Annotated in this window: 30 protein-coding genes; 18 read left to right on the top strand and 12 right to left on the bottom strand. The window is 55.4% G+C overall.

Going from position 1 to position 25,321, the window contains the following annotated elements; genetic code table 11:
- Positions 1 to 4 precede the first annotated feature (4 nt).
- Positions 5 to 748: a hypothetical protein gene (locus RO22_RS04385; protein WP_052475518.1), complete on the top strand. Its 744-nt coding sequence runs from the start codon at positions 5 to 7 to the stop codon at positions 746 to 748.
- A gap of 200 nt (positions 749 to 948) precedes the next feature.
- On the opposite strand, the gene RO22_RS04380 is transcribed toward RO22_RS04385, so the two are convergent.
- Entirely contained in the window at positions 949 to 1,608 is a 660-nt protein-coding gene (locus RO22_RS04380; protein ID WP_041157700.1) for an NADPH-dependent F420 reductase, read from the bottom strand.
- Between the two features lie 100 nt (positions 1,609 to 1,708).
- Between RO22_RS04380 and RO22_RS04375 the strand changes: the two genes are divergently transcribed.
- Entirely contained in the window at positions 1,709 to 2,602 is an 894-nt protein-coding gene (locus RO22_RS04375; protein ID WP_022519631.1) for a LysR family transcriptional regulator, read from the top strand.
- Positions 2,603 to 2,611: 9 nt separating this feature from the next.
- On the opposite strand, the gene RO22_RS04370 is transcribed toward RO22_RS04375, so the two are convergent.
- Positions 2,612 to 3,466 (bottom strand): helix-turn-helix transcriptional regulator, encoded by an 855-nt coding sequence (locus RO22_RS04370; RefSeq protein WP_009286867.1) that lies wholly within the window; start codon positions 3,464 to 3,466, stop codon positions 2,612 to 2,614.
- A gap of 143 nt (positions 3,467 to 3,609) precedes the next feature.
- Between RO22_RS04370 and RO22_RS04365 the strand changes: the two genes are divergently transcribed.
- The gene (locus RO22_RS04365) at positions 3,610 to 4,776 is read left to right on the top strand and encodes an MFS transporter (protein ID WP_009286866.1); all 1,167 of its coding nucleotides are present in this window, start codon (positions 3,610 to 3,612) and stop codon (positions 4,774 to 4,776) included.
- Positions 4,777 to 4,844: 68 nt separating this feature from the next.
- On the opposite strand, the gene RO22_RS04360 is transcribed toward RO22_RS04365, so the two are convergent.
- Both RO22_RS04360 and RO22_RS04355 read right to left on the bottom strand, forming a co-directional pair.
- The gene (locus RO22_RS04360; RefSeq protein ID WP_027957228.1) at positions 4,845 to 5,741 is read right to left on the bottom strand and encodes an NAD(P)/FAD-dependent oxidoreductase; all 897 of its coding nucleotides are present in this window, start codon (positions 5,739 to 5,741) and stop codon (positions 4,845 to 4,847) included.
- A gap of 147 nt (positions 5,742 to 5,888) precedes the next feature.
- Positions 5,889 to 6,338, bottom strand: a complete 450-nt coding sequence (locus RO22_RS04355) for an Rrf2 family transcriptional regulator (RefSeq protein WP_027957229.1) — start codon at positions 6,336 to 6,338, stop codon at positions 5,889 to 5,891.
- Between the two features lie 265 nt (positions 6,339 to 6,603).
- Here RO22_RS04355 and RO22_RS04350 point away from each other — a divergent pair, with 265 nt between their 5' ends.
- From RO22_RS04350 to RO22_RS04340, 3 genes are read left to right on the top strand one after another with little or no spacing between them, the layout of a single operon-like run.
- On the top strand, positions 6,604 to 6,822 hold the full coding sequence (locus RO22_RS04350; RefSeq protein ID WP_022519635.1) for a DUF1656 domain-containing protein: 219 nt from the start codon (positions 6,604 to 6,606) through the stop codon (positions 6,820 to 6,822).
- 23 nt (positions 6,823 to 6,845) lie between these two features.
- Complete coding sequence (locus tag RO22_RS04345) at positions 6,846 to 7,730, top strand: HlyD family secretion protein (protein ID WP_027957230.1); 885 nt, start codon at positions 6,846 to 6,848, stop codon at positions 7,728 to 7,730.
- Between the two features lie 3 nt (positions 7,731 to 7,733).
- Entirely contained in the window at positions 7,734 to 9,809 is a 2,076-nt protein-coding gene (locus RO22_RS04340; protein ID WP_052475517.1) for an FUSC family protein, read from the top strand.
- 56 nt (positions 9,810 to 9,865) lie between these two features.
- Here RO22_RS04340 and RO22_RS04335 read toward each other — a convergent pair whose 3' ends face one another.
- A complete protein-coding gene (locus RO22_RS04335) occupies positions 9,866 to 10,792 on the bottom strand; it encodes a LysR family transcriptional regulator (RefSeq protein WP_027957231.1) in 927 nt (308 codons plus the stop codon).
- Positions 10,793 to 10,932: 140 nt separating this feature from the next.
- Between RO22_RS04335 and RO22_RS04330 the strand changes: the two genes are divergently transcribed.
- Positions 10,933 to 11,325, top strand: a complete 393-nt coding sequence (locus RO22_RS04330) for a RidA family protein (RefSeq protein WP_027957232.1) — start codon at positions 10,933 to 10,935, stop codon at positions 11,323 to 11,325.
- A 59-nt stretch (positions 11,326 to 11,384) separates the two neighbouring features.
- Here RO22_RS04330 and RO22_RS04325 read toward each other — a convergent pair whose 3' ends face one another.
- Positions 11,385 to 11,951 carry a sugar O-acetyltransferase gene (locus RO22_RS04325; RefSeq protein WP_027957233.1) on the bottom strand — a complete coding sequence of 189 codons (567 nt, stop codon included), beginning with the start codon at positions 11,949 to 11,951 and terminating at the stop codon, positions 11,385 to 11,387.
- 28 nt (positions 11,952 to 11,979) lie between these two features.
- Positions 11,980 to 12,153, bottom strand: coding sequence for a hypothetical protein (locus RO22_RS24625; protein ID WP_155705694.1), 174 nt, complete (start codon positions 12,151 to 12,153; stop codon positions 11,980 to 11,982).
- A 60-nt stretch (positions 12,154 to 12,213) separates the two neighbouring features.
- Between RO22_RS24625 and RO22_RS04320 the strand changes: the two genes are divergently transcribed.
- From RO22_RS04320 to RO22_RS24735, 3 genes are all read left to right on the top strand, one after another.
- Positions 12,214 to 12,741, top strand: coding sequence for a TetR/AcrR family transcriptional regulator (locus RO22_RS04320; protein WP_027957234.1), 528 nt, complete (start codon positions 12,214 to 12,216; stop codon positions 12,739 to 12,741).
- Positions 12,738 to 13,886, top strand: coding sequence for an MFS transporter (locus RO22_RS04315; protein WP_041157699.1), 1,149 nt, complete (start codon positions 12,738 to 12,740; stop codon positions 13,884 to 13,886). Before RO22_RS04320 ends, RO22_RS04315 begins: the two co-directional genes overlap by 4 nt.
- A 132-nt stretch (positions 13,887 to 14,018) precedes the next feature.
- The gene (locus RO22_RS24735; protein WP_155705692.1) at positions 14,019 to 14,186 is read left to right on the top strand and encodes a hypothetical protein; all 168 of its coding nucleotides are present in this window, start codon (positions 14,019 to 14,021) and stop codon (positions 14,184 to 14,186) included.
- Here RO22_RS24735 and RO22_RS04310 read toward each other — a convergent pair.
- Entirely contained in the window at positions 14,167 to 15,171 is a 1,005-nt protein-coding gene (locus RO22_RS04310; protein ID WP_027957236.1) for a hypothetical protein, read from the bottom strand. The two genes, RO22_RS24735 and RO22_RS04310, sit on opposite strands and share 20 nt — an antisense overlap.
- 89 nt (positions 15,172 to 15,260) lie before the next feature.
- Here RO22_RS04310 and RO22_RS04305 point away from each other — a divergent pair, with 89 nt between their 5' ends.
- Complete coding sequence (locus RO22_RS04305; protein ID WP_027957237.1) at positions 15,261 to 15,854, top strand: TetR/AcrR family transcriptional regulator; 594 nt, start codon at positions 15,261 to 15,263, stop codon at positions 15,852 to 15,854.
- Between the two features lie 6 nt (positions 15,855 to 15,860).
- Here the strand turns inward: RO22_RS04305 and RO22_RS04300 are convergent, their stop codons facing one another.
- Positions 15,861 to 16,754: a LysR family transcriptional regulator gene (locus RO22_RS04300; protein ID WP_035538949.1), complete on the bottom strand. Its 894-nt coding sequence runs from the start codon at positions 16,752 to 16,754 to the stop codon at positions 15,861 to 15,863.
- A 109-nt stretch (positions 16,755 to 16,863) separates the two neighbouring features.
- Between RO22_RS04300 and RO22_RS04295 the strand changes: the two genes are divergently transcribed.
- Complete coding sequence (locus RO22_RS04295; protein WP_027957239.1) at positions 16,864 to 17,700, top strand: SDR family oxidoreductase; 837 nt, start codon at positions 16,864 to 16,866, stop codon at positions 17,698 to 17,700.
- A gap of 76 nt (positions 17,701 to 17,776) precedes the next feature.
- Here the strand turns inward: RO22_RS04295 and aroQ are convergent, their stop codons facing one another.
- Together aroQ and RO22_RS04285 are read right to left on the bottom strand one after the other, a co-directional pair.
- A complete protein-coding gene (aroQ, locus tag RO22_RS04290) occupies positions 17,777 to 18,403 on the bottom strand; it encodes a gamma subclass chorismate mutase AroQ (RefSeq protein WP_027957240.1) in 627 nt (208 codons plus the stop codon).
- Positions 18,404 to 18,513: 110 nt separating this feature from the next.
- Positions 18,514 to 19,437, bottom strand: coding sequence for an AraC family transcriptional regulator (locus RO22_RS04285; RefSeq protein WP_041158096.1), 924 nt, complete (start codon positions 19,435 to 19,437; stop codon positions 18,514 to 18,516).
- A gap of 222 nt (positions 19,438 to 19,659) precedes the next feature.
- Here RO22_RS04285 and RO22_RS04280 point away from each other — a divergent pair, with 222 nt between their 5' ends.
- Positions 19,660 to 20,349 carry an SDR family oxidoreductase gene (locus RO22_RS04280; RefSeq protein ID WP_235270468.1) on the top strand — a complete coding sequence of 230 codons (690 nt, stop codon included), beginning with the start codon at positions 19,660 to 19,662 and terminating at the stop codon, positions 20,347 to 20,349.
- Between the two features lie 200 nt (positions 20,350 to 20,549).
- On the opposite strand, the gene RO22_RS04275 is transcribed toward RO22_RS04280, so the two are convergent.
- Positions 20,550 to 21,206 (bottom strand): O-methyltransferase, encoded by a 657-nt coding sequence (locus tag RO22_RS04275; protein ID WP_027957243.1) that lies wholly within the window; start codon positions 21,204 to 21,206, stop codon positions 20,550 to 20,552.
- A 125-nt stretch (positions 21,207 to 21,331) separates the two neighbouring features.
- Here RO22_RS04275 and RO22_RS04270 point away from each other — a divergent pair, with 125 nt between their 5' ends.
- The 5 genes from RO22_RS04270 to RO22_RS25150 all read left to right on the top strand — a co-directional run bounded on the left by RO22_RS04270 (position 21,332) and on the right by RO22_RS25150 (position 25,306).
- Positions 21,332 to 21,985 carry a TetR family transcriptional regulator gene (locus RO22_RS04270; protein WP_027957244.1) on the top strand — a complete coding sequence of 218 codons (654 nt, stop codon included), beginning with the start codon at positions 21,332 to 21,334 and terminating at the stop codon, positions 21,983 to 21,985.
- A gap of 370 nt (positions 21,986 to 22,355) precedes the next feature.
- Complete coding sequence (locus tag RO22_RS04265; protein ID WP_041157698.1) at positions 22,356 to 23,222, top strand: SDR family oxidoreductase; 867 nt, start codon at positions 22,356 to 22,358, stop codon at positions 23,220 to 23,222.
- Positions 23,223 to 23,320: 98 nt separating this feature from the next.
- Positions 23,321 to 24,403, top strand: a complete 1,083-nt coding sequence (locus RO22_RS04260; protein ID WP_101148386.1) for a DUF3500 domain-containing protein — start codon at positions 23,321 to 23,323, stop codon at positions 24,401 to 24,403.
- 30 nt (positions 24,404 to 24,433) lie between these two features.
- Positions 24,434 to 25,174, top strand: a complete 741-nt coding sequence (locus tag RO22_RS04255) for an SDR family oxidoreductase (protein ID WP_027957246.1) — start codon at positions 24,434 to 24,436, stop codon at positions 25,172 to 25,174.
- A 6-nt stretch (positions 25,175 to 25,180) separates the two neighbouring features.
- Positions 25,181 to 25,306, top strand: a complete 126-nt coding sequence (locus RO22_RS25150) for an SDR family NAD(P)-dependent oxidoreductase (RefSeq protein WP_268747782.1) — start codon at positions 25,181 to 25,183, stop codon at positions 25,304 to 25,306.
- The last annotated feature ends 15 nt before the right edge of the window (positions 25,307 to 25,321 follow it).

Raw genomic sequence — 25,321 nt, 5'->3', positions numbered from 1 at the left:
TTCTGTGATAGCCAAATTACGCCCATTTATCACTGCCTTCAGCATCTTAGCGATAGGCTTTGCAACGAATGCCAATGCCCAAGAGGATGCTTGGCGTTTCCAGCTTACCCCTTATGTCTGGATGACGGGTTTAGCTGGCGATGTGCGTCCACTGGCGACTGCTCCTACCATTAGTACATCGCGCTCATTTAACAATGTACTTGATGATCTTGATGGTGCCTTTTTCATGGCTGGTAGCGCACGCCGCGACCGCCTAGTGCTGTTTGGTGACATTACCTGGGCATCGCTTAGCCACGAGAGCACGCTGCTTCCTGGCGTTGCTATAGAGGGCAAGCTGCGCCAACGCTCTTTAACTGCAGCAGCAGGTTATCAAGTGGTCAATACTTCGAGCCAATACTTAGATTTACTGGCGGGCGCTCGCGCTTGGCGGATCGAGGCGGAAGTGGATGTGCCCGCGCTGGGAGTTGGTGCAAGCGAGACCGAACGTTGGCTCGACCCGATTTTAGCCGCTCGACTGCGTTCCACCTGGAGCCCCCAGTGGTCAACATTAGTGCATGCCGATATTGGTGGCTTCGGAGTTGGTTCTGATAGCACCTGGCAGGTAGTGGCTACCGCTAATTACCAAATCAATAAGGCGCTCCACTTATCAGCAGGCTATCGCCATTTGGCAGTGGATAGAGACGAACCGGGTACACGCATCGATATATCGATGAGCGGTCCTTTGCTGGGTGTTACTTGGCGCTTTTGAGTAGGCCAATTCTTCCCTCTTAAACCTCAGAATCATCTCTCCTGCCATAGTCCACCCACACCCGTCGGGCAATGGTGGTCAGAACGCTACGCGGCTCATGAAGTTTGCTAAAGGAAGGTGTCCTGAGCCAGATCAGCCGCCTGCTTTCACCTCCAGTCTTTGGATTTCAATACACAGCCAATTTTCTCATTATTTGCCTTTTACCGACGCCATGATCCTTCCGGCATATCAATGTCACGTTGAGCCTCATCAAGCGCCTGACGCAACCCCTCCCGATCAAACGGTATACAGTAAGCTGGTTTGGCGCGCTCAAAACGCCAGCTTTCCGCCAGCGACCCAGCATCGACAACGTCGAAGCCGAACTGTCGCACCAACCTTGCGACGCTCTCCTTAGCCGCATCGTCATCTCCCGCTATCGGTAGGGCGCGCCGGTTTCCCGAAGGCAGCGTCTGCCCACCCTTCTCCAGATCGGAGGCCAGAATCGCGTTGAATGCCTTCACGAGACGGGAGCCTGTCAAATGCTGCGCCAGCAGTCCACTCGTCGTCGCCCTGCGCTCATCCAGTTCGGGGATCGATCCATCTCGATCTGGATAGTAGTTATTGGCGTCCAGCACTATCTTGTCACGCAGTGGCTCAACCGGAAGAGTGGCATATTGATGAAAAGGAATGGCGATCAGTATAATTTCGCCGAAGCCTATGGCTTCATGCAGGGTGCCAATTTGTGCTCCAATTTTCGGCGGAATGCTGCTGAGTGTCTGCGGCCCCCGCGAGTTGCTGATCATGACGTCATGGCCTGCCGCAATCACCTGGCGTGCAAAGGCTTGTCCGATAAAGCCCGCACCAATAACCCCAATCCGCATGTCTTTCTCCCGACCGTTTTAAGATAAGCAGTACTTTATTGCGTTACTCAAACGTGATAAACAGGTCTTTATTGACTTAATAATCCACTGAGAGTTGATAATGCTGGATCGGTTAACGAGCATGGCTATTTTTGTGAGGGTTGCCGATCTTGGCTCTTTCACAGCCACCGCCGCAGAATTCGGCCTATCGACGCAGATGGTTTCCAAACACATCATGGCCCTGGAGCAGCTGCTTGGGTCGCGGCTCTTGCACCGCACCACGCGCAAACAGAGCCTGACCGAGATCGGACATCTCTATCACGAACGATGTCAGGTTATCCTTGCAGAAGTCGAGGCGGCCGAAGCGCTGACGGAACAGGCCCGGGCCGTTCCACGGGGTCGCCTCAGAATCAACGCGCCCGTCACATTTGGCAGTCAAAGCCTGGTGCCTCTTGTCACCCGCTACCTTCGTAAGTACCCAGAGGTGGAGGTCGACCTCACCTTGTCGGATCGTCTGGTCGATCCTATCGAGGAAGGTTACGAAGCTGTCATTCGCCTCGGGCCCATCAGCGACAGCACCACATTGGTGGCACGTCCGCTTGCCCCCTACCAGCTCATCGCCTGCGCCTCGCCTGCCTACTTAGCGAAGCATGGAGAGCCGGAGACGCCTGCGGATCTGGTTGAGCATGAGTGTCTGGGGTTCGCCTATTGGTTCGGCACCTTGGGCAGGCAGTGGCGCTTCAGTCGCGACAACTGCAATTTCGACGCTTCCGTGAACGGGCGGCTACAAATCAACGACTGGAAGGGGCTGCTTCGCGCAGCATTGGAAGGATTCGGCATTACATTGGGCTACGAAGCTGCATTGACGGAGGCGTTATCCACTGGGCGGCTGGTACGCATCTTGCCAGACTATGCTGGGCCATCAAGACCAATGCACCTGCTCTACGCCGCCGATCAACGCATGACGCCGAAACTACGTCATTTCATAGACGACGTTGTGGCCACGTTCGCTTAACTTCCACCGTTACCTCGCGCCTTTGTCGTCACTCACCCAGCGGGTAAAAGCAGCGACCTGAGGATCCGCCTCCTTTACGGCATAATAAACCAACCGTAGGTGGCGCTCTTCATCAACGGTTAACGTCGTGTGCTCGAACGCTACCTCGCCTAACTCCTCAAGGTGAAGATGACGTACTCCCTGGCAAGGGGCGTTGACCTCCTGGGTTTTCCACAACTGCTTAAACTCAGGCGAGACCTTGGTTAACTCTTCGACAAGCTCATCAATGGTGGGGTCTTGCGCCGCTCGGGCAAAGTCGCGGCGAAAACTGGATAGCATTTGGCTGACCTGCGTTTCCCAGGGTGACAAGCGCTGACGCATGGCAGGGTCGGTAAATAACAACCACAGCATGTTGCGACGCTCTGGTGCATGGCAAGAGAAGTTGAACAGCTTATTGGCCGCGCTGTTCCACGCCAGCACATCCCAGCGCAAGTTCAGGATATACGCAGGTCGCGTAGGCAGGTCGTCCATCAACCTTTGAACCAGCGGCGGCACGCTGCACCAGGTTTTGCCTAGCTCAGAGGGTAAGCGCTGATGGGTAAGCAAGAATAGATGTCGGCGCTCAGCCGCATCCAGCTTGAGCGCTTTGGATAGATTGTCCAGAAAAGTGGCCGATACGCTGATATCGCGACCCTGCTCCAACCAAGTATACCAAGTCAGCCCCACGCCTGCTAAAGCGGCGACTTCTTCACGCCTTAACCCCGGCGTACGCCTTCGGCGGCCACGAGGAAGCCCCACCTCTTCTGGTGCGATTTTCTCTCGGTGCATGCGTAGAAACTCAGCTAGGTCTTCCCGCGTTCGAGTCAGCGTCCGTGGAGCGGTCATTTTATTACCTTGAATAACTTATCACTTTTAGTAATAGCATAAATAGTTAAATTGTACCCCCTTTAAAGCCTCTCCAGAATAGCCCTTCGCTGGCAAAACAGCGCTGGCGGATTCTTTTCTAATGCTTATGCCTGGAGTGCGTTATGGCTGACCAATCTCGTCTATCGGTATATCTCGTGGCACTGGGTGCGTTTGCACTTGGGATGGCCTCTTATGTGACTGCGGGGCTAATTCCCCTCATCGAAGACGCCTTTAGTGTCTCTGCGGCCACGGCTGCTCAGTTAGTCACGGCATTCACCTTAGCCTATGGCTTAGGCTCGCCTGTCGTCGTTGCGCTACTACCTGGCAAGCACCAACGCCTGGGTTTACTACTAGCGTTAGCCGTTTTTATTGTGGCAAATATCGCCAGCGCACTAGCCAACAGTTTTATATCACTCTCGATATGGCGGGCGGTCGCTGGCGTTGGCGCAGGGGTTTACCTTGCCATGGGCATTGCCGCCTCAGCCGCCATAACGGCTGAGGCCCACCGCGGTAAAGCGATTGCCATCATTATGGGCGGTATGGCGAGCGGCACGGTACTGGGGGTGCCTATCAGCCTGTTGCTAGCAGAGCGTTTAGGTTGGGAGTCAGCGATGTGGCTTATTTCAGCACTTGGGTTAATCGCCTACGCGGGGCTACAGGTAAAACTACCTGCTCTTCCATCCGCACCAACGCTTTCACTTGTTCGCAAGCTCGCTATTTTGCGAAGCCCTCATGCCATGGCCATTCTGGCGGTTTCCTTATTGGGCGCTGTGGCCAGTTTGGGGATGTATACCTTTATTGCCCCGTTTATGGCGGCCACCGAGTCAGGTGCTGTTCAGTCAATTACCGGCTATTTATGGGTGTGGGGGATTGGCGGCGTCGTGGGCAGTTTTCTGATTGGGCCTCTGGTGGACAGGTTTATCGGCCCTGTGATTACCCTGGCGATTATGTTGCTGCTCTTTTTGGCGCTCATTGCTCTACCTTTCACGGCGTCGGTTCACCCACTGCTGACGTTACTTCCAATTGCGCTTTGGGGTGCTGTGGGCTGGGCGCTTCAAGTGCCACAAAACAATGAACTCGTTCGTGCACGCCAAGCCCACGGCGACGGTAACCTGGCGGTCGCACTCAATGAATCAGCGCTCTATTTAGGCAGTGCGATAGGCGCGGCGTTCGGGGGCGTTTTGCTGGCTTTCCACCTTCCCGTTTCGACATTAGCCATTGGCGCGGGGGTTATTGCCGCTGCAGGTGCAGCAACACAGCTAATCATCGTCATGCGCATGAAGCGCTAGATCAGTTAGTGCACGCCAAGTGGCACTCTTCATGCCCCTTGGCGGCTCTACATAGATCAGTCTTTTGCTTAACACCCAAACATCAGCGACCGGTGTGTAGAAAGCCCGGCCATGGCGCCATCAGCCACGGCAAAGGTGACCGACCCTGCGGCGCGGGCTACATCACCGCAGGCGAAAACACCGGGGATTGAAGTGGCCTGCATTGCATCGGTTTTAACAATGCAGCCCATGGGAGACTCCTCTAGCTCGCATCCCAATTGAGCTGCTAACGGGCTAAGGTGAATGCGCGGCGCGACAAATAAGCCCACCAATGGAAACACCCGACCATCCTGCATTACCAGCTCAACGCCAATCTCTGTTTGGGAGACTAGCCGTGCCGCTGCGCCATATTCGATATGAGTACCGCGCGCCTTAAGCTGAGCCAGTTGCTCAGCAGTGGGTTCAAAGGCATCGTTAACAAACAGCGTGGTTGCGCCCCAGTCGGGCAGCATCAAACCATGGTGCATCGCGAGTTCTGAGGTTGCCAGCACACCGATACCCTCTTTGCCCAGCTCATAGCCGTGGCAGTACGGGCAGTGGAAAACGCATTTTCCCCACTGCTCGGCGAGCCCCGGTAAGCCTGGAAGCTCATCGGTAACACCCGCGGCCAGAATAATGCGCCGTGCCTGATAGGTGCTGCCATCGGCCAGCGCCACCAAGAAATTATCAGCCGTCCCCGTTACTGCCTCCACCCGCCCCGTGCGCCACTCAACCGTTGGGTACTCCATCAGTTGGCTACGGGCCTCTGCTGCTATCTCTGCGGGTGGTGCACCATCCTGGGTTAAAAAACCATGGGAGTGAGAAGCAAAACGGTTACGGGGTTGTCCCGCATCTATCAGTAATATTTTCCGCCTTGCTCGGGCTAGCTGTAGCCCTGCCGCCATGCCTGCGTAGCTGCCACCGATAATCACTGCATCAAAGCTCATTGCCCTTCCTCCGTGTACACCCAGTCTTTTAAGCCCATGGTGAATAAACTCATTTCATGTATCTTTTATTGATACATTAAAAAGCGTACAGAGGTCAATGGCAATGTTGAGAATGCCGATTAACGCTAATCGGGTTGGTGGTGAAGATTAAGGCGTCGGCAGCTGGTAGCCTTTGCGCGTCGCAATATCGTCAAACTGAGTGGCTAGTTCCGCCAGCGTGACCGCTCCCAAGCGGTCGATCAGTAGCGCTTCTGCTTCGCGCATGGCATCAAAAAGCGCCGCATTAACCACCTGCTCTACCGCGCAGTCCGGGTTATCACGGTCGGTGCCGATGGCGAAAATGCGCGGTCCGCCTACGGCGTTGTGTATATCCAGCAGCGTTACGCTGTGCAAATCACAGGCGATGCGCCAGCCGCCGTTGTGCCCCTTTTCAGACTTTACATAGCCCGCCTTACGAAGGCCCGCCATAGTGCGCCGCACCACGGCAGCATTGGTGCCCAGCATGGCGCCAATCTGCTCTGAAGTAATCGGTTGGGATTCCCGCGCGATGTGCAGCAGCACATGCAGCATACGAGAGAGGCGGCTATCTGTTCTCACGGGCAACAGTCAACTATTCAGAGGATAAACAAAGGAAAACAACGAAGCTGCACTTTAGCACACCCGCGAGCGGGGCTGGGAATGAACCCAACCAGGGCCACCGCACACGAACCTACACCTCGTTCGCCGTTATAAGGCAAACTATGCTCTCGCTCTCTATACTGGTGCTGAATCACTTTCACTGGCAGGGGATAAATGTCTGGCACGTCATTAGCCCCATTTAGCGCCTCCCATTGTCGTTACTTCCAGGCCACTTAAGGATGTTATGGGTCTTCACGAAATCGCTGTCGGTGGCATCTACTTAAGCCCTCTGTTGATCTACGCGCTGATCGGCTTTGTGGCTACGCTGACCATTCGTTCACTACTGCACTGGGTGGTCGGCGAGTACGCGCTCTGGTACGAGGCGTGGTTCGACATTTCATTATTTGTCATCCTCACCGCTGCCACCACGTTCATTTTTACTGTTTTGCTTCAAAGCCCTTAAGACAGCCCTTGAGAGAATCGCCGATGCGCCCTTCGCTCCGTATTTTGCTCACCCTCGTTATTGTCGCCATTGCCGTTGCCGCCGGTGCATGGCTATGGCACTACTACCTCTATACCCCCTGGACTCGTGACGCTCGGGTTCATGCGGAAGTGGTGACGATTGCCCCCGATGTCTCTGGCTGGGTACGCACACTTGAAGTCGTGGACACCGACCATGTTGCCCAAGGCGATACGCTGTTTGAGATCGATAACACGCGTTACCAAGCGGCGGTGGACAGCGCCCAGGCCACGGTTGACCATCGCCAGGCAACCCTGGAGCTAAGCCGCGCCGAGGAGAGTCGACGTAACCAGTTGAGCAACAATCGTGCGATTAGCGCAGAAAACCAGCAGATTGCCCAGATCAACTCGCGCATTGCCGCCGCCGATTTACAGCAGGCTCAGGCGGAGCTGGCCAGTGCCCAGCTTGATTTAGCGCGCACCCAAATAACCGCGCCGGTAAGCGGCCATATCCTCAATGTCCACCTTACCGCTGGCACTTACGCTAATCGCGGCACGCCGGTAATGGCGCTAATCGCGGATAATTCCTTCTATGTCGTGGGTTATTTCGAAGAGACCAAAATGACGTCGATCGACATGGGCGATCCGGTGGATGTGATTCTGATGAACGGCGACACCCATCTGGAGGGCCGAGTGGTGGGTATTGGCCGAGGCATTGCCGATAGCAACACAACCCTTAACCAGCAGTTGCTACCGCAAGTGGAGCCCACCTTTAGCTGGGTGCGCCTGGCTCAGCGTATTCCGGTGCGCATTGCACTAGAAGACGTTCCTGATGACACCCTCCTGAGCGTCGGCATGACCGCAACCGTGCGTGTCCGCCCTGCTAAAAACGCTGCCGAGCAGCCTGAGTAAGCCATGTCGCCGTTTGTTAGCACCTACCTGACACCCAACGCTACGGCGGTCAAGTTTGCGATCAAGACCACCCTGGCGATGATGCTCGCGCTCTATATCGCGCTTATGTTCGACTTGGAGCGCCCCTACTGGGCGCTGATCTCGGCGGCATTTCTGCAGATTCGCCCTATGAGTGGCATGGTGGTTGAGAAAGGCATCTGCCAGCTTGGCGGCACCTTGATTGGCGCCGTGGCGGGCATCACGATCATGGCCCTATTCGCCCAGGCCCGCGTACCTGCGCTTATCGTGCTTACCGCTTGGATTATGCTATGCACTTACGTGGGCTCGCTGTGGCGTAATAACTACACCTACGGCTGTCTGATGGCCTCCGTAACGGCCATGCTGATCGTGGTCATCTCCAGCGGTAGCACGCCCGCTGGGATCTTCGATATCGCCGTGGCGCGCCTTACCGAACTGGGGCTGGGCGCCATCTGCGCCATGCTGGTCAGCTCGCTGCTCTGGCCGTCCCATGTGGGCGCCCACCTTGCCACCCAGGCCGACAGCGTGATCAACGAAGCCTTCGAGCATGCCGCCCTGCGTTTGGAAGCCAGCGACGATATCCCGGCGATGCAGAAAGCCCTGCGCAGCAGCCTCGTGCCGTTAACCCTGCTGGAAACCGATAGCCAGGCCGCCCGCTTTGAAGGCCCGGTAGGCCCCGGCCGAGTTCGGGCAGCCCATGTACTAACCCGCCGCACGCTGCGCTTTTTCGCCAACCTGCAGGCGCTGCACCAACTGATGCACGACCACGCTGACCGACTCGCTCCGCAAAGTATCGAACTCGCGGGCGAGGTCGCAAAAGGCTTTCGCGATGCTGAACACGTCAAAGGGGTCATTGAGGCCAGAAAAGCTCTCCAGTCGCTACGCCACCGGGTTCATGAAAGCGAGGAAGAGGCCAGCTTAGCTCCCCTCGATCGACGTCTGCGGTTGGGGCTACGTGAATCGATCGGCCACGCCATGATCATGCTCGATGCCCGGGAGGCGATTGCCTCGCCGGAGAGCCATAAACTGCGCTCATCGCCACTGGCCTGGCACCGCGATCACCTCGCCGCCGGTATTAACGCCATTCGCTCAGGGCTAGTATTTTCGCTACTGGCGACTTTCTGGATCGTCACCGCCTGGCAGAGCGCCATGATCGCGATGATGCTGGGCACACTGTTTTCCGCCTTTTTCGCCAGCCGTGACAATCCCCTCGCCATCACCATGATGTTTTATAAAGGTATGCTGGCGGCGATTCCTAGCGCTTTTCTGTTCGGCCATGTATTGCTCTCCCAGGCCAACGGTTTTCCGATGCTAGCAATGCTGTTTGGTACACCGCTGTTCTTAGGACTATTAGGTGCCACTAACCTAGCCACCATGGGCTACTGCCTAGCCTTCACTATCTTCAATATTCTGCTAACCATGCCCGGCAACGGCATGGATTTCTCGTTCGACAGTTTTGCCAACCGGGTGGTGGCCGTAGTGATTGGGCTAAGCTGCGTGGTAATGGGCTTTCGTCTACTGCCGGGGCTGGGCACCCGACTTCGGCGGCGACGTTTAATCAATGCGATTTCCACCGATATCCATGAGCTAAGCCAGCGCTCGATTCGCGACGCCGAAACCCGCTTCAGCGGCCACATGGCGGATCGGCTTCTGCAACTGGCGCAGCATGACGACATGCTACCCGAAGACCAACGCCACCTGTTTATTCTTGGTTTGACCGGGTTGGATGTTGGCACCGCTACGCTGCGCCTGCGTGATCGGCTTGATGATGCACCGCACCCGCGAATTCGCGAGGCGCATCGCCACCTACTAGACACGCTAGCTGGCGGGTTTGAAGAGAGCGCCAACGGGTGCCAGCCACAAGGAATTCGCGAAGCAGGCCAGCAGTTGGAAGAGGCAATAGAGGCTTACGGTGACGTGCCCGCTGACCGCCGTGTACTGTTGGAAGGCTTGGTTGAGCGGCTCGAATTGGCTCTGGAGCGCCTGGGGCGCATCATGGTGGAGCGGCCACAGATTAAGTCTATGCATAAAGCCCCGAACGCTCCCGTGCTAAAAAAATAAGTGTCCGTTCATGGAATTACCAGAGTAAAGCGCTAGTGAACTAGCTACTTGTATCGCTACTGCCCCCGTCGATCAACCATGGGCGCATGCTGAGCCATCAACTCCACAACCCAATCGATAAACACGCGCAGCTTGGCGCTTACGTGCCGATTCGGTGGAAAAGCGACGTACATCGGCATTGGGTCGAGATGCCAGCCATCAAATAGGCGAACCAGCTCCCCGCGAGATACGTGCTCACTGACCATGTAGTCAGGAAGCCACACTACGCCGAGCCCCGCTATGCCTGCCGCAAGACCGGCATTACCGTCATCGACCGAAATCACATAGCGCCCTTGTACGGTAACGCGCTCTCCGTTGCGGTACATGGCGTAGGGAGAAGACGCCCCGGCACGGGCCCATCGGAACCCTACAATGTAGTGAGGGGGAGCTGAGAGTTCTTGCGGGTGCAAAGGCAAACCAGCGCTTTCCAGATAGCTCGGCGCGGCGTAAATACCGATCTTCAGGTCGCCTACGCGGCGCGCCACTAACGATAAATCCGTGAGTTCTCCGCCGCGCACCACACAGTCCACGCTTTCACCGATCAGATCCACCATGCGGTCACTCGCCCCCATATCAATTTGAATATCGGGGTATTGAGCGTGGAAAGCAGGCAAAGCTGGTATCAAGATCATGCGCGCGAAAGGGCTGGGCACGTCCACCCTTAGTCGACCGCGAGGCAACACCGAAGCGTTGGACAGGCTGGTTTCAGCATCATCCATATCGGCTAATAGCTTTATAACGCGCTCGTAATAGGCGGCGCCGTCAGCCGTTACGTTCACCTTGCGCGTGGTGCGGTTGAGCAGCTTTACCCGTAGCCGTGCCTCTAGTTGTTGCACGAGTTGCGTCACGCTGGTTTTGCTCATGTGAAGTGTTTCAGCTGCCTTGGTAAAGCTGCCCGTCTCCACGACCCGAGCAAAAGCCTGCATTGCGTTAAAACGATCCATGAGGGCGCCAAACACCTTTGATTGTTTGAAATATACAAACAATGTTGAACAGAATTCGCCGTTTATCCACCTCTACTGACGGCTTAAAGTGACGCCATCGTAGATAAAGGGTCGGCTTCGACCTATTGATGGAGATTCACATGACTCAACGTGACGTTGTTTCCCCCCCAGGCCGTCAGGCGCTTTATGAACAGAACGCCTACTCCGCTGCCATTCGCTCTGGCGACCTCCTGTTCGTGTCGGGCCAGGTCGGCAGCCGTGAAGACGGCTCGCCCGAGCCGGACTTCGCTGCCCAGGTACAGCTCGCTTTCGACAATCTGAAGAGTGTCTTGGAAGCAGCGGGCGCAAGCTTCGAAGATATCGTCGACGTGACGACCTTCCATACTGATCCCGAAGCCCAATTCACCACCATCATGGAAGCCAAGGCACGCGCATTCCCGGAAAAGCCCTACCCTAACTGGACGGCGGCCGGCGTGACATGGCTGGCGGGATTCGACTTTGAAATCAAGGTCATTGCCAGACTACCCGAGTAAACAGCAGTACTTTTCTGCACGGTTCAACCACTGGCATAGCAGTGCTCGCAATCGGCGAATTAATCCTCATCAACGTCTATTTTTTTGATTATCCTGGCGGGGTTGCCGGCTACTACAACACTATTTGGCACATCTTTAGTAATGACAGCCCCAGATGCAATGACAACATTATTGCCGACTGTTACTCCTGGGTTAATGATGGCGCCGCCACCAATCCAGACGTTATTTCCAAACGTAATCGGCTTTGCGTACTCTTTGCCCGAATTACGCTCACGCGGATCCAAGGGATGCGTGGCCGTATAAATCTGCACATTCGGCCCAAGCATGCAGTTATCACCAAATCGTATTTCACAAACATCCAGCAGGGTGCAATCGAAGTTGGCAAAGAAGTTTTCACCGACATGGATATTATATCCATAATCCAGTCGAATATTTGGCTCTACATGAAGGCACTTCCCCGTAGAGCCAAATAAATCTTTTAACACTTTCAAGCGCTGAGCATCGGTTTCCAACACTTGATTGTATTGCCAAACCTTGCGCTTTGTTTCCTCATGCTCTTTTCGCAATACCGGATCAGCAGGGTTATAGAGCTCTCCTGCTAGCATCTTGTCTTTTTCCGATCGCATTATTCGCCTTCCTTGCTAGAACTCTATGTTAATCACTCCCAACCGGTATTGTCTCGCTCCGGTTCGGAATCAAGCGGTGCAGCCAGTTCAAGATATCATCGACACCACTGTAGACAATGGGAATCACCAACAGACTCAAAAACATCAACGTGACCAGCCCACCAATGACCGCGACGGCCAGGGTGCCCAGAAGCTGGATCACCCTCCTCCCTTGAGCTCAGTGAGAGTTGAGCATGTAAAATGATCGTTTTACACTACTCACATGGATACTAAAACAAAGCTTATTTCAGCAGCAGAGCAGCTATTCGACCGGCACGGCTTTACCGCCACCGGGATGGACAAGCTAACCAAGGCGGCTGGCATGTCGAGCCGAACGCTCTACAAGCATGCGGGTAGTAAAACGGCGCTAATAACGGATGTGCTCAAAGAGCGCCATCGACGATTCCTGCCGCTCATCGAAGTAGACAGCGTTGATGCGCTCTTCGACGCGCTGGAAGAATGGATAAGGAGCGAGAGCGCAAGAGGATGCCTTTTTCTGCGCGCTTACGGCGAAACCGGCGGCGACACGCCGGCAATCACTGAGGCCGTGCTGGCTCACAAGGCAAGGCTTTATGAGAAGATCCAGGACATTGTCGCGATAGAAACCGATGGCCAGGAGATGCCAGAACTCGCCGAGCAGATCCTTATTCTGTACGAAGGCGCCACCGCGGCCGCGATTTACCGTGGCTCGGAGGCGATAGCCTCGGCACACAAAGCCGCATTAGCACTGCTCAAGCGGGCACGATCATGAGCCCCAGCGTGTACCTCGGTGCGGCGGGGTTTGGCCTGATTGCGGTGTGCTATGGTTTTGCACGCTTCGCCTTCGGGCTCTTTCTGCCCCAGATCGACACTGACCTTACTCTTACGCCCACCTTGAGTGGCTTTATCTCAGGTGGGTCTTTTCTGGGCTACTGTGTCGCCATCATTTTATCGGCGTACCTGACCGAACGGATCGGCGCCCGCGCCGTTGCCATCGGGGCGGCGCTGGTCGCGACCGTCGGCATGGCAAGCATCGCCATGGCCCCCTCCCCCATATTGCTCGCCAGTGCGGTCATGCTGGCAGGCTCCAGTACGGGGCTAGCATCGCCGCCCATGGCAGCAGCGGTGGCCGTCGCCGTCCGCCCTGGACGGCAAAGTGCCACCAACACGATCATTAATGCCGGAACGAGTGCCGGTGTGGTGCTTTCCGGGCCGGTCGCGTTACTGATGGGAGGTCAATGGCGGTTAGCGTTCGCGTGTTTTGCAGTGGCGGCTTTTGTGATGGCAGTAGTCGCCGCGCTCAGCGTACCCAGCGGCACCAAAGCGACCCAGACCTCGGGAGGCTTACCACCCTTTAACAGCGTTGTTATGCACTTGATCGCGGCTGCTTTTCTGATGGGCGCGTCCAGCACTGCTATTTGGTCTTTCGGCGGCAAACTCGTCGCGCTGCAACTTGGCTGGGGCAATACTGGCGCAGGGCTGCTTTGGATCGCTATCGGCGCTGCCGGTATTGTGGGCGCAGGCGCAGGCACGTTAGTGGCACGCTTCGGGATCGACCGGGTGCATTGGCTTTTTCTGGGGGCATTGGCAGCAGGCATTCTTTTGGTTGGTACCAGCGCCACCACTCCCCTACTGGCAATCGTCGGCGGCATGCTATTCGGTGCTGCTTACATCATGGTGACAGGTGTCTATCTGGTATGGGGCGTCACGGCATTGCCCGACCGGCCTGCCACAGGTCTGATGATTGGCTTCCTGACCATCGCGATCGGCCAGACGGCTGGCGCCCCACTCTTTGGTTTTTTGATGGATCGGCTGACCCCCGACTACGCTGTGCTGGTCTTCGCATGCCTTGCCTTTACCGCGGGGCTGGCAAGGGCCGGCAGCGCCATACCCAAGCCCGCCCCAAAAGCCACCTAGTCAGCACAAGAGGTCAGTCACCTAATAGCGGGGTTACTGGCCATACATTGACAATAACGAGGCAGTGTTAACGCTCCTGACACAACACGTTGAAGCAGCCAAAACGATACAGGAGCGGCACCAGGCATTGCCGTGGCAGGCGGTATCAGCTACACCGCCATGAAGATGATGGGCAACCGTCATATCGAAGACTGCTACCAGATTGCCCTGGCAACGCTGGAAAATGACCAAGAACTCGTTGTCGTTGCCGACTACTCGACAACCCCTCTGAGCCACGATGCTAGCCCTCCAGCGTCATGACGCTTCCACCGGCTTGCTTCAAGCGGTCAAAATAGGTGGAAGTTTCTAGCAGTTGGTAGGGAAAGTAGAGGCCAGGTGGCGTCGCCGGGTTACCATCCAATCCGGTAAGCCTCTCAAGAACCAGGGCCACACCGAGCCCTGTCAGAGGCATCTGCCCTTGCGGATGAACGATGGCATGGCGAGTACACAGCGCTTGACCGTTATGATCCTCACCCTCAAGTTCGATAATAATCTCGGTCGATATCGGCTCGCCGCAACGGCGACTGGAGCTCTCTCCAATCGCGAGGTTGAATTGCACATTGGGTGTATCGAGTACAGTCGCCAAGCCGACAACATCATTCGGCGATAGCGCAGACGCTTCCATTTCTGTGCCATCCACAGCACGGAAACGGGCCATGGCATCAGCATCTCTGCGCCAGTAAAAGACGCCGTCACGACGGGCAAGCGCGACGGGCATCGCTTTCGTTTGCCGCTCCAGATCAACTTCTGCGGCCGGACCAAAATCATCTCGCTCATCAAGCAGTGCGCCAATAACGACGTTATGGACACGGCGGAACCTCTTGGCAAATTCGAGCGTAGGCACGGTGGTAGCACCCACCAGCCACTCGGTACCGAGAACCACAGGAGCAGTGCTTGGGTTGTGCATATAGGCGGCGACTTCGGGGCCTAACTCAAAGATACCCGGTGAAATGCTAATATGCGGCACACAGCGTGACTGGGCGAAACGAAGTGCGGCGACCCGGTCATCCATAAAAAGCGTAGCAACAGCACTGATGCTGCGATCCCCCAGCCCAAGATCAGAAGTGGACAAATCAACTTTCAAGCCCTGCGCATTGCCCAATTCGGCCGCCCATTCCTGGGCCTTAGCAAGGTTGCGTCCGCCAATCAGTAACGGTACATCAGGGTAAGCAGAGCGCAGGAATTGCGACGTCCACCGACCGACAATGCCATAACCGCCTATAAGCAAAATAGAATCCTGTAGCATGGATACACTCCCTAACCTAAACCTACCAATAGTAGGTTATACCTACCAACGGTAGTCTTCAACTAAAAATCGATACAGAGAACCGCGTCATGCAAGGCAAATCAGGTGAAACAAAAACACGTAGGCTTTCCAAAGCAGAGCGTCGGCACCAGTTGCTCGACACGGCAATCACGATTGTTCGTGAAGAAGGCGCTGATAGCTTGACGCTGGGACATTTGGCCAAGCGAGCCGACATCTCCAAGCCCGTCGCTTACGAGCATTTCGGTACGCGGTCGACGCTTTTGATCGAACTCTACAGATCAATCGACGCAGAGCAGGCAAACGCGCTCCGCGCAGCGTTGACTACCGGTGAGCGAAGCTTTGCAGAAACGGCTGACGTTCTGGCAAGCACCTACATCCATTGCTATGCCGACACCAGCGGTGAATGGCACGCAGTGGGTGCCGCATTGGCAGGTAGTGAGGAAAAGGAAGCCGTATACCAGGAACTGCTCGACGGGTATGTTCAACTATTCGCTGCCATACTTAAGCCACACAGTGCTTTACCGCTAGAAACGTTAAAACAACGCTGCATTGGGCTGATCGGCGCGGGCGAGGCCCTTTCTTCCGCCATGGTACGCGGCAACTGCAGCGAAGCTGAAGCGGCCCAGACGTTCGCTGCGCTTATTCAGGGCGGGTTGCGCTAATACAGCCTAACCCCGCAACTCTCGCAGCAGGTCGATAAAAGCCCGCAGGCTGGGCGGTACATGCCGGTTATTGGGGTAGTAAAGAAACAGCCCAGGAATGTTTGGGCACCATTCTTCTAGCACGGTGACCAGCCTTCCATCCCTCAGATAGACTTGGGCATATGACTCTGGCACGTAGGCAATACCCAACCCATCCGCTGCGGCCTCCACCATTAGTTGGCTACTGTCCAAGGTCAGCGCACCTGGCACATCAACTGCCATGTCCTGGCCGTGCTGCTGAAATTCCCAGCGGTAGAGTTTGCCACTCGGCAGCCTTTGCCTGATGCACTGGTGTGAGAAAAGATCGTCCGGCGTCTTTGGTGCCGTTCGGCCGCGCAGGTAGTCAGGGGAGGCTACGGCAAGAAAGCGCATATCGTGCCCCACTGGGATGGCGATCATATCCTGAGGAACTGCCTCTCTAAGCCTTACGCCTGCATCAAATCCCTGCCCGACAATATCGACAAGTCGCCCCTCTGCCACGAGATCAAGCTCAACGCCATCATGAAGGGCGAGAAAACGCGGTACTACGGTTTGCAGTAACAGCCGCACGGCCCCTTCACTGCCATTGATACGCAGCCGCCCCGTGATCTTTCCTTCGGCGCTGGAAGCATCCTCCAGAATCGACTCCAAGTCGCGCAATAGCGGGCTCAGCCGCGATAACAGCCGCTCGCCGCTCTCGGTCAGCGAGACGCTACGTGTGGTTCGGTGCAGCAGCCTTGTACCCATCCGTTGCTCAAGCGTGCGCACAGTATGGCTGAGTGAAGAGCGGCTCACTCCCATCAGGTCAGCTGCTCGGCGAAAGCTGCGATGTTCCGCCACGGCCTGAAACGCCTTGAGGTCGGTTAAGGTTGGCTTACTCATTGGTGAAATACTTTCACCTCCTCATGCCAATTGATGAGTATTCTCTTACCAGTGTTACTGCCCTAGCCTTTGTCTTGCAACACTTGATGAATGACTTAGGAGATATCTCATGGCTAAAACCTGGCTTATCACAGGGACATCCACCGGCCTTGGCCGACTACTCACTGAACGGCTGCTTGAACGCGGCGACCGCGTTATAGCAACGCTACGCCGCAAGGGTTCGCTAGACGACTTGCTCGCCTTGCATGGTGAACGCTTGCAGATACTGACCTTCGACGTGACGGATACACAGACGATGAGAGATGCCGTTTCGCAAGCGTTCGCAAAACTCGGTCGAATCGATGTGGTGGTCAGCAATGCGGGGTATGGGCTCTTTGGCGCTGCCGAAGAAGCCAGCGACGAACAGATTGAGCGGCAAATAGCGACCAATCTCACAGGCTCTATCCAGTTCCTGCGTGCCGTACTGCCCCATTTACGCGAGCAAGGGGGTGGTCGGATTGTTCAAGTATCGTCAGAGGGCGGCCAGATCGCCTATCCAAGCTTCAGCCTCTACCATGCCACAAAGTGGGGGGTTGAGGGGTTCGTCGAATCAGTAGCGAAGGAAGTCGCACCTTTTGGTATTGATTTCATTATCGCTGAGCCGGGCCCCACTGCTACGCACTTTGCTGAGGGGCTGGATCGCACACCCTCGACGCCGACCTATGAAGACACCCCAGCGGGAGAGCTGCGTAGGGCCCTGGCGTCAGGTGACTTGGCCATTAAAGGCGATGCAGGCAATACCGTTGATGCCATCATTAAAATAACGGACATGCCGAACCCACCACTCCGTATTACGTTAGGCAGCACGGCCTATGACTCCATTAGCCATGCGCTAAAAGAGCGGCTTGAGTCGCTCGAAGCATACAAGGAGGTGGCGCTATCTGCGGACACAGATGAAGCAAGTTGATAGGCGCAGATACCGTAGGATCCAGCCAAGCCGAATCCAAAGTAGATACTCGCCCCTTTCTTGCCTAACGCTGAGCTTATTGCACGTCCACATTTGCAGTGTCGGTGGCTTCGTAAAGTGGGCGTAATGCCTCTTCCCGGGCTACACCTCCTACACCGTCATTCACCAAGGTTTCGGCATTATTTTCAAGATATTGTCTAACTCCTTCGCTTTCAGCAACACGCTGAAAGTCGCGAAGTGAAGCCATCAGTTGTGGTGTCAATTGGTCAAGTTGGGGGCGAATATCTTCGGCAAGGTCCGGCGGGGATTCAAAGGGAGGCTGCTCTGTTTGCCTCCATTGTTCATGGAGCCGATGCTGGATAACCTTGCTTGCCTCAAACTGATGTTTGAAAAACGTCTGGGCAAAGGCTTCATCGATACCCGCCCGCGTGGCTTCAGCCACGACCCTCTCTAGAATTTGCGCTTCTCGTGCGGGAGCATCAATAGGATCACCAGAGTTCCATTTAGCCTTTGCAACATCGGGTGCAATAGCAAGCCGCTCATGAACCAACCGGAGCAGTTGATCCACCGTCTGTCTGGCGTCATTGGAAGGCTCGGCGGCACGGGCCTGATACCCAACACCGAGCACCAGTGCCACCAGGAGAATGGCACACAACATGACACGCTGGGAAGCAAGAGAGATCGTTCTTGAAGTGACCATCATGACCGTCCATAGCTAGTTAGAGTGAATTCAATTTTTCTGTTTGCGACGCGCCAAAATTTAGCAAAAGGCATACTGACCAACACGCTTACGTATTCAATGGGGCGCAAAGATCACGCTGTGGTAACCGTTAACGGCGATACTCTATGTTCAATAGATCTTCGAGCTCGCAGAGCGTCCTGCTTCGGTGGCTTCTGGAACAGCCGCCCATATTCGCGAGTGAACTGAGAAACGCTTTCGTACCCCACCTCGAAGGCAGCATTGCTCGCGGAACACCCTTCGTCAAGCATCAAGCGGCGCGCCTCAATCAGACGAAGTCGCTTTTGGTACTGCCCCGGTGTGAGCGATGTCATGTGCTTAAAATGCTTGTGAAACGAGGTGCCACTCATTCCCGCTTCTGCCGCGAGTCGCTCAACGGGCACACGCGACTGATACTCAGCTCTGAGGATCGCGATGGCGTCGGCGAGGCGGCTCGCGTAGCTATCCGGATCTGCAATATTCCGCAAGGCGGTGCCATGAGGGCCTGATAGCAGCCAATAATGCAGCTCCTGCATGATACCTGGGCGTAGGAGCGGCGCTGATTCGGGGCGATCCAGCAGTTTCATCAGCCGTAATACGCAGTCAATCAACTCAGCCTCGGTGTCTTCGGCAAATAGTGTCTGCGTCTCGGATGAGCGCTGGGCGCAGGCACTCCCCATGTGAGCGGCCAACTCGCGCAAGATAACCATGTCCAGTTCGACGGCGACCGCTAGATAAGGCTCGCCCACTCTTGCCTGCACGATCCGACCAACCACCGGCATATCAGCGCTCACGATGGCCGACTGACCGGCGGATAATACTCTCTTCTGGTTACCCACAAGAATACGCTTTGCGCCCTGAAGAACCAGGCAAACCAACGGTTTATAGACCGAATGCAGGTCACCAGCCGGTGCCTCGACGCACATCATGTGTAGGCCCGGCACGGGTGTGAACGCCAAGCCATCGCTGTTGACGTGGCGCTTGGCGTAAGTCTCGACAGCCTGTTTAAGTGAGTTCATCTGCTTTTTCTCCAGCATTTCGACTCAAATTTAGCATGACCGAAAAGGCGTTTCTCCATGCCTGCAGGATCAGGCAAGTTTTGCGCAGGTGCTGGCAAGCCCCGCTGCCACCGAATTGTTAAAAAGTTAGTGGCATTCGCCACTAAAAATAGACGGAGAGTTAAACCATGAACATGTCAGGTAATACCATACTAATAACCGGCGGTGGCTCCGGGATTGGCCGTGAACTTGCCCTTACGCTTCAATGCGCTTGGCAACACCGTGATCGTCGCCGGGCGGCGCATGGAAACGCTGAAAGAAACCATTGCGGGTCATCGCGACATGCACGCGATGATCCTTGACGTCGAGGACCCAACGGCCATCCAGGCTTTCGCTGAGCGGGTCATCGCCGAGCATCCCAACCTCAACGTGCTGATTAACAATGCAGGTATCATGCGAAGCGAAGATTTATCCAGCACCAGTAGCCTGATTGACGCCGAACAGACGGTCGTCACCAATCTACTCGGGCCAATCCGGCTGACTAATGCACTGATCGACCATCTAGTAAACCAGCCAGACGCGGCGATTGTGAACGTCTCCTCCGGCCTTGCATTCGTTCCGAAAAGCGGCACACCCACCTATAGCGCCACCAAGGCAGCCATCCACTCCTATACGATATCCATGCGCGAACAGCTCAAAGGCAAGGTCGAACTCATTGAGCTGGCACCTCCTGCGGTTCAGACGGAACTGACACCAGGCCAATCGACCCGCAGTGGTTTTATGCCGCTCAATGACTACATTGAAGAGGTCATGACGCTGTTTCAAGAGCAACCTACACCCAAGGAAATCTTGGTGGAGAAAGTAATGTTTCAGCGCTGGGCAGAGCGTGACGGGCACTTCGATCAAGCGGTCGAGATTCTCAGCAAGATGTGAGTATCCTCGACGACTACCACGCATAAGTTACAATTGGTGGCACATTATGGTCGCCAGACTCTTTAGCCATGGATATCAACAAGCTTATTTCGGCACCACACGTCCAAACGTAGTGGTACTTATTTCTGCGTCGACAATAATATGCATGCCAACGCGTAAGACATTGTCGTAACGTTTGGCTAGAAGACTTGGTTGCTTTTTTATCCCAACCGCATGGATAGCTCAACATCCTCGCCAACAGGTATTGATAGGTAGCCTGAAGCTGGCGACTTTATATGCAAAAGATAGTCGGGGCTCATGTCAGCGTCATCGGCGAGAATAAGCGAGCCAGGGCGAAGCCGGTCTTCGAGCAGTGCCAGAATCTCCTGATAGAGCCCTTTGGCACCGTCGAGCAACAACAAATCTATGGTGTTAGGGAGATCGCTCTTCAGCGTCTGAAGAGCGTCACCTTCTCGAATCTCGACGAGATCGCTCAAACCACTTTCTTCGATGTGATCGCGAGCACGAGCAACTTTGGAAGGTTCGAATTCAGTGGTGATCAGCCGACCACCACCATTATCTTTCAGTGCGGCAGCAAGATGTATGGTCGAGAGCCCAAAGGAAGTGCCGAACTCAACAATCGATTTGGCGTTACTGCTACGCGCCAGCAGATAGAGCAACTTGCCGGTCTCCCGCGAAACAGGCAGCCAGAGATCTTTGAGTTGTCCATAGAACTGGAGATAGCCAGTCTTGCTTTGTAACAAACGCATTCGATCTTCTTCGGAGATTTCATCCAGCACAGGACTAATCGCCTGATCGGCCTGAGCAAACAGTCGATCCAACAGAGGGCCCACCGGGGCCGACATTAAAGTGTTCATGTATCGTTCCTTGCTTGAAAGCTGTTTTCACAAAAGCGTGTTTATCGACTTAAGTGCGTCGGCTGAAGCACCAGATTAGGATGTAACGAATTCATCGCATTTTCTATTCGCATTGTGAGACGCTCATGCCAGAAATTCTTAACCACCAGATTTCATTGAGAAAAAACCCCACACAAGCCCGATCTACGGAGTCGATGGAAGCTATACTGGAAGCGGCTATTCAAGTTTTGACATCAGAAGGGGTCGCAAGATTTACAACGGCTCGGGTGGCGGAGCGAGCAGGCGTCAGTATTGGCTCGCTGTATCAGTATTTTCCCAACAAGGCATCAATTCTGTTCCAGCTTCAACGTCGGGAGTGGGGACTAACGATAACGCTGTTGCGTGGATTGCTTGAGGATGAATCAAGACCGCCACCGGCCCGGCTGAGGCGGCTGGTTCATGCCTTCATTCAATCGGAGTGCGAGGAGGCCGAGATTCGTCTGGCGCTGGTTGCTGCTGTGCCACTCTACAGCAAGTCGAAAGAAGCAAGTGAAGGGAAAGCAGCGGGCAAGCGCATGTTCGAAACATTCATGGCGGAAGCACTACCCAAGGTAACAGAAGAACAGCGTGCTCTGGCAACGGATTTGTTTACCACCACACTGAGCGCTGGCGGCGCAGAATTCTCGCAAGAGCCACGAACGGCCGAAGAAATCAATGCCTACTCGGAGGCCATGGCCGATATGCTTTGTGCGTACCTTTCCATTCTTTCAGAGAGTGAATTCACACAGGCTGATGAATGACATAGACACCAATACTAGAACGTTACGATGCGAATAAACATCGCTGAACCGCCAACCGGTTGCGCCCCTGCATGTTCTACTTGATGTTGAAAACATCGCGCGCTGCGGCTGCCAACGAGGCAACCCCCCATCTTTTATCTTTTCAACGGCCCCATGATGTAAGGCAGATAAGAGGCTTTAGGGCGAAAGCAAGTCTGAGAACGGATCCACAATATCTCCTGGACGATTGCAAAAGTAAACAGGACTTTATCGCATAGATGGGACAGGCATAGACCCCTAAAGTTCTTGTAGTCGGCGCGGGGCTGGTCACGCCTGCAATGGCGACCGTGAGCCTAGCGTCAATCATGCAACGACAATGAGGGATCAGCACATGCGCGTATTCGTGACTGGGGCCACGGGCTGGGTTGGCTCAGCCGTGGTGGATGACTTGATAGCTGCGAGACACCAGGTGAAGGGCCTTGTCCGCGACGGTGATAAGGCCACGATTCTTGCTACGAAAAGCGCCGGGGTGGTACGAGGCACTTTGGATGATCTCGATATAATTTATGAGGCCGCACGCACCGTCGATGCGGTGATACATACCGCGTTCAACCATGACTTCTCGAAATTCCAGGAAAGCGCCGCACAGGATCAGCGCGTGATCGAAGCATTAGGGAGTTCACTGGAGGGATCCGACCGTCCTCTGGTCGTGACGTCCGGCCTTTCCGGAATACCTTGTGGCGGAGTAGAAACGGACTCTCCCCATCCGGCAGTGCCGAGAAAGTCGGAAGTAGCGGCTCAATCCTTGGCCGAACGTGGTGTGCGCGTTGCAACGGTACGACTAGCGCCTTCAGTGCACGGCTCTGGTGATCATGGCTTCATCCCGCTCGTTATCCGCAAGGCGCGCGAGACCGGCGTATCGGCCTTTATCGGCGAGGGTTTGAATCTTTGGTCAGGCGTACACCGACTCGACGCCGCGCGCCTGTACCGACTGGTGCTTGAGAGCGGCGTCACTGAGTCCGTCTATCACGCAGTGGCCGACGAAAGCGTTCCCTTCAAACGGATCGCCGAAGTCATCGGCACCCATTTGGGGCTACCCATAGTGTCGCGGACAGAAGAGCACTTTGGCTGGTTTGCCACCATGGTCGGCGCGAACATGACAGTTTCGAGTGAGCGGACGCGTGAATTGCTCGATTGGAGGCCTACTGGCCCGGATCTCTTGAGCGACCTCAAACAGCCTAGTTACTACACAGGCTGAAAAGCGCGCAAGTAGCCCGACCGGTTTCGCTTGGTTTATGAGCGCCAAGTCAGGTTGCGCTTCTCGCCGACCAGACTACCGAATTCGGAGGATTTTTTATGAAGTATGCTGCTCGCCCATCGCACATTCTCCACTTCGGTGGAGCTGTGCTTCTCAGCTCGACGCTGACGGGATATGCGTCGACTGAAGCGTCATCGGAGTGGAATAAAAATAATGAAGCGATCACAGCCAACGGAAACCTTGTCCTGGAGCGCGCTCTGGCGTTCGCCGGAGCACTTTCGGAAACTCAACGCGAAAACCTCTTTCAGGCGTACTCGTTCTCCAATGCATCACGCTGGCACACATATCCGCAGGCTGATATGTATTCTGGGCACCGCATTGGGCTGCCCTTGGAAACGCTCTCATCAGAGCAATGGCGTCGACTGGAAGCATTGCTTGCGGCTGCGAGCGGCAGTAGCCCGAATGAAGGTAGCGACGAAATCCGACAACACCTGAACGCCGAGGATTATCTGCGGCAGATCGGTAAGGGTGATGCTTACGGAAGAGGTGAGTTCTACGTCGCATTTCTCGGCAGACCTTCACCTGGAAACCTCTGGCAGTTGCAGTTCGGAGGGCACCATTTTGCGCTGTCTAACACCTATCGAGATGGAATTCTGATCGGAGCCACGCCTTCTTTCCGGGGCATGGAACCGGCCGGGCCTTTCGATTACAACGGTGTAACGAACGCACCCCAGCTTCAAGAGATGGGCGCATTCCGCGAACTCCTGGCTTCGTTCGACGAGCTCCAACTGTCGGCCGCAAAGCTTTCAAGCCAATTTCGAGACGTGGTAATGGGCCCAGGCAGGGACTGGAGCTTTCCGACACAGGCGGCAGGGATACCTGCTGCATCATTGGACGACCGCCAACGCACCCTTCTACTAGCGGTGATCGCCACCTACGTGGGTGATGTCGACGACGCGAACGCCGCCGCCTACATGGCGAAATACGAAAGAGAGCTGGCGACGACACGCGTTGGATACTCGGGTACAACATCGCTATCGCGGGCAGGAGACTATGTTCGGATCGACGGGCCATCCGTGTGGATCGAGCTGTCTTTGAACCATGGCTACAACTTTTCTGATCCGCACCCTCACTCGGTCTGGCGCGACAAGGTCACGGATTACGGTGGGCTTCGGCCTTAATATCTATTGTGGTTAAAGAGAACATGACACATGAAATCAAACAATATTAGAACTGCAATCGTAACCGGAGCATCGCGGGGCATAGGCGCGGCACTTGCTAGACGACTTGCTGCTGACGGATTTCAGGTAATCGTCAACTACGCATCAAGCCATGCCAATGCGGATAATGTTGTAGCTGCAATCACATCAGCAGGCGGGCGGGCGAAGGCAATCCAGGCCGACATTGCCGACCCCACGGAGGTTCGTGCGCTATTCGATCAGGCGGAAGCCGAATATGGGCCGGTTGATGTATTAGTGAATAATGCAGGAATCATCGCGCTATCGCCGCTAGCACAAGTCACGGACGAGGACTTCCAGCGTCTTATCGCCGTCAACCTCACCGGCACGTTTAATGGCATGCGCGAGGGAGCGCGACGCATTCGCGACGGTGGACACATTATCAACGTGTCGTCAGGACTGGTCGGCACCTACCTCCCCAACCATTCCATCTATGTAGCTACCAAAGCGGCAGTTGAAGGAATGACACATGTACTCGCGAAGGAACTCGGCGGCCGATGTGTCACCGTTAATGCGGTCGCGCCCGGCCCGGTTGCAACCGACCTGTTTTACGCTGGCAGGTCCGCAGACATTATTCAGCGTTTAGTAAATGAAACTCCCCTCGGGCGTCTGGGTGAGCCGGATGACATAGCCCATGTCGTTTCATTTTTGGCCAGCGTGGAAAGCGACTGGATTAATGGTCAGGTCATCAAGGTCAACGGTGGCCGAAACTGAGATCGAATGTTCATGAAACTAATTGGCAATACAACCCTGATCACCGGCGCCACCAGTGGCATCGGCCGCGCGCTTGCTGAAGCCTTCCATGACCGCGGTAACCGCGTCATAGTTACGGGGCGGCGACAATGAAGTCACAGCCTCCCG

The sequence above is a fragment of the Halomonas sp. KHS3 genome (assembly GCF_000830495.1).
Classification (GTDB): domain Bacteria; phylum Pseudomonadota; class Gammaproteobacteria; order Pseudomonadales; family Halomonadaceae; genus Vreelandella; species Vreelandella titanicae.
Note: the sequence above shows the minus strand (reverse complement) of the source record. Positions and strands in the feature narration are given on the sequence as shown.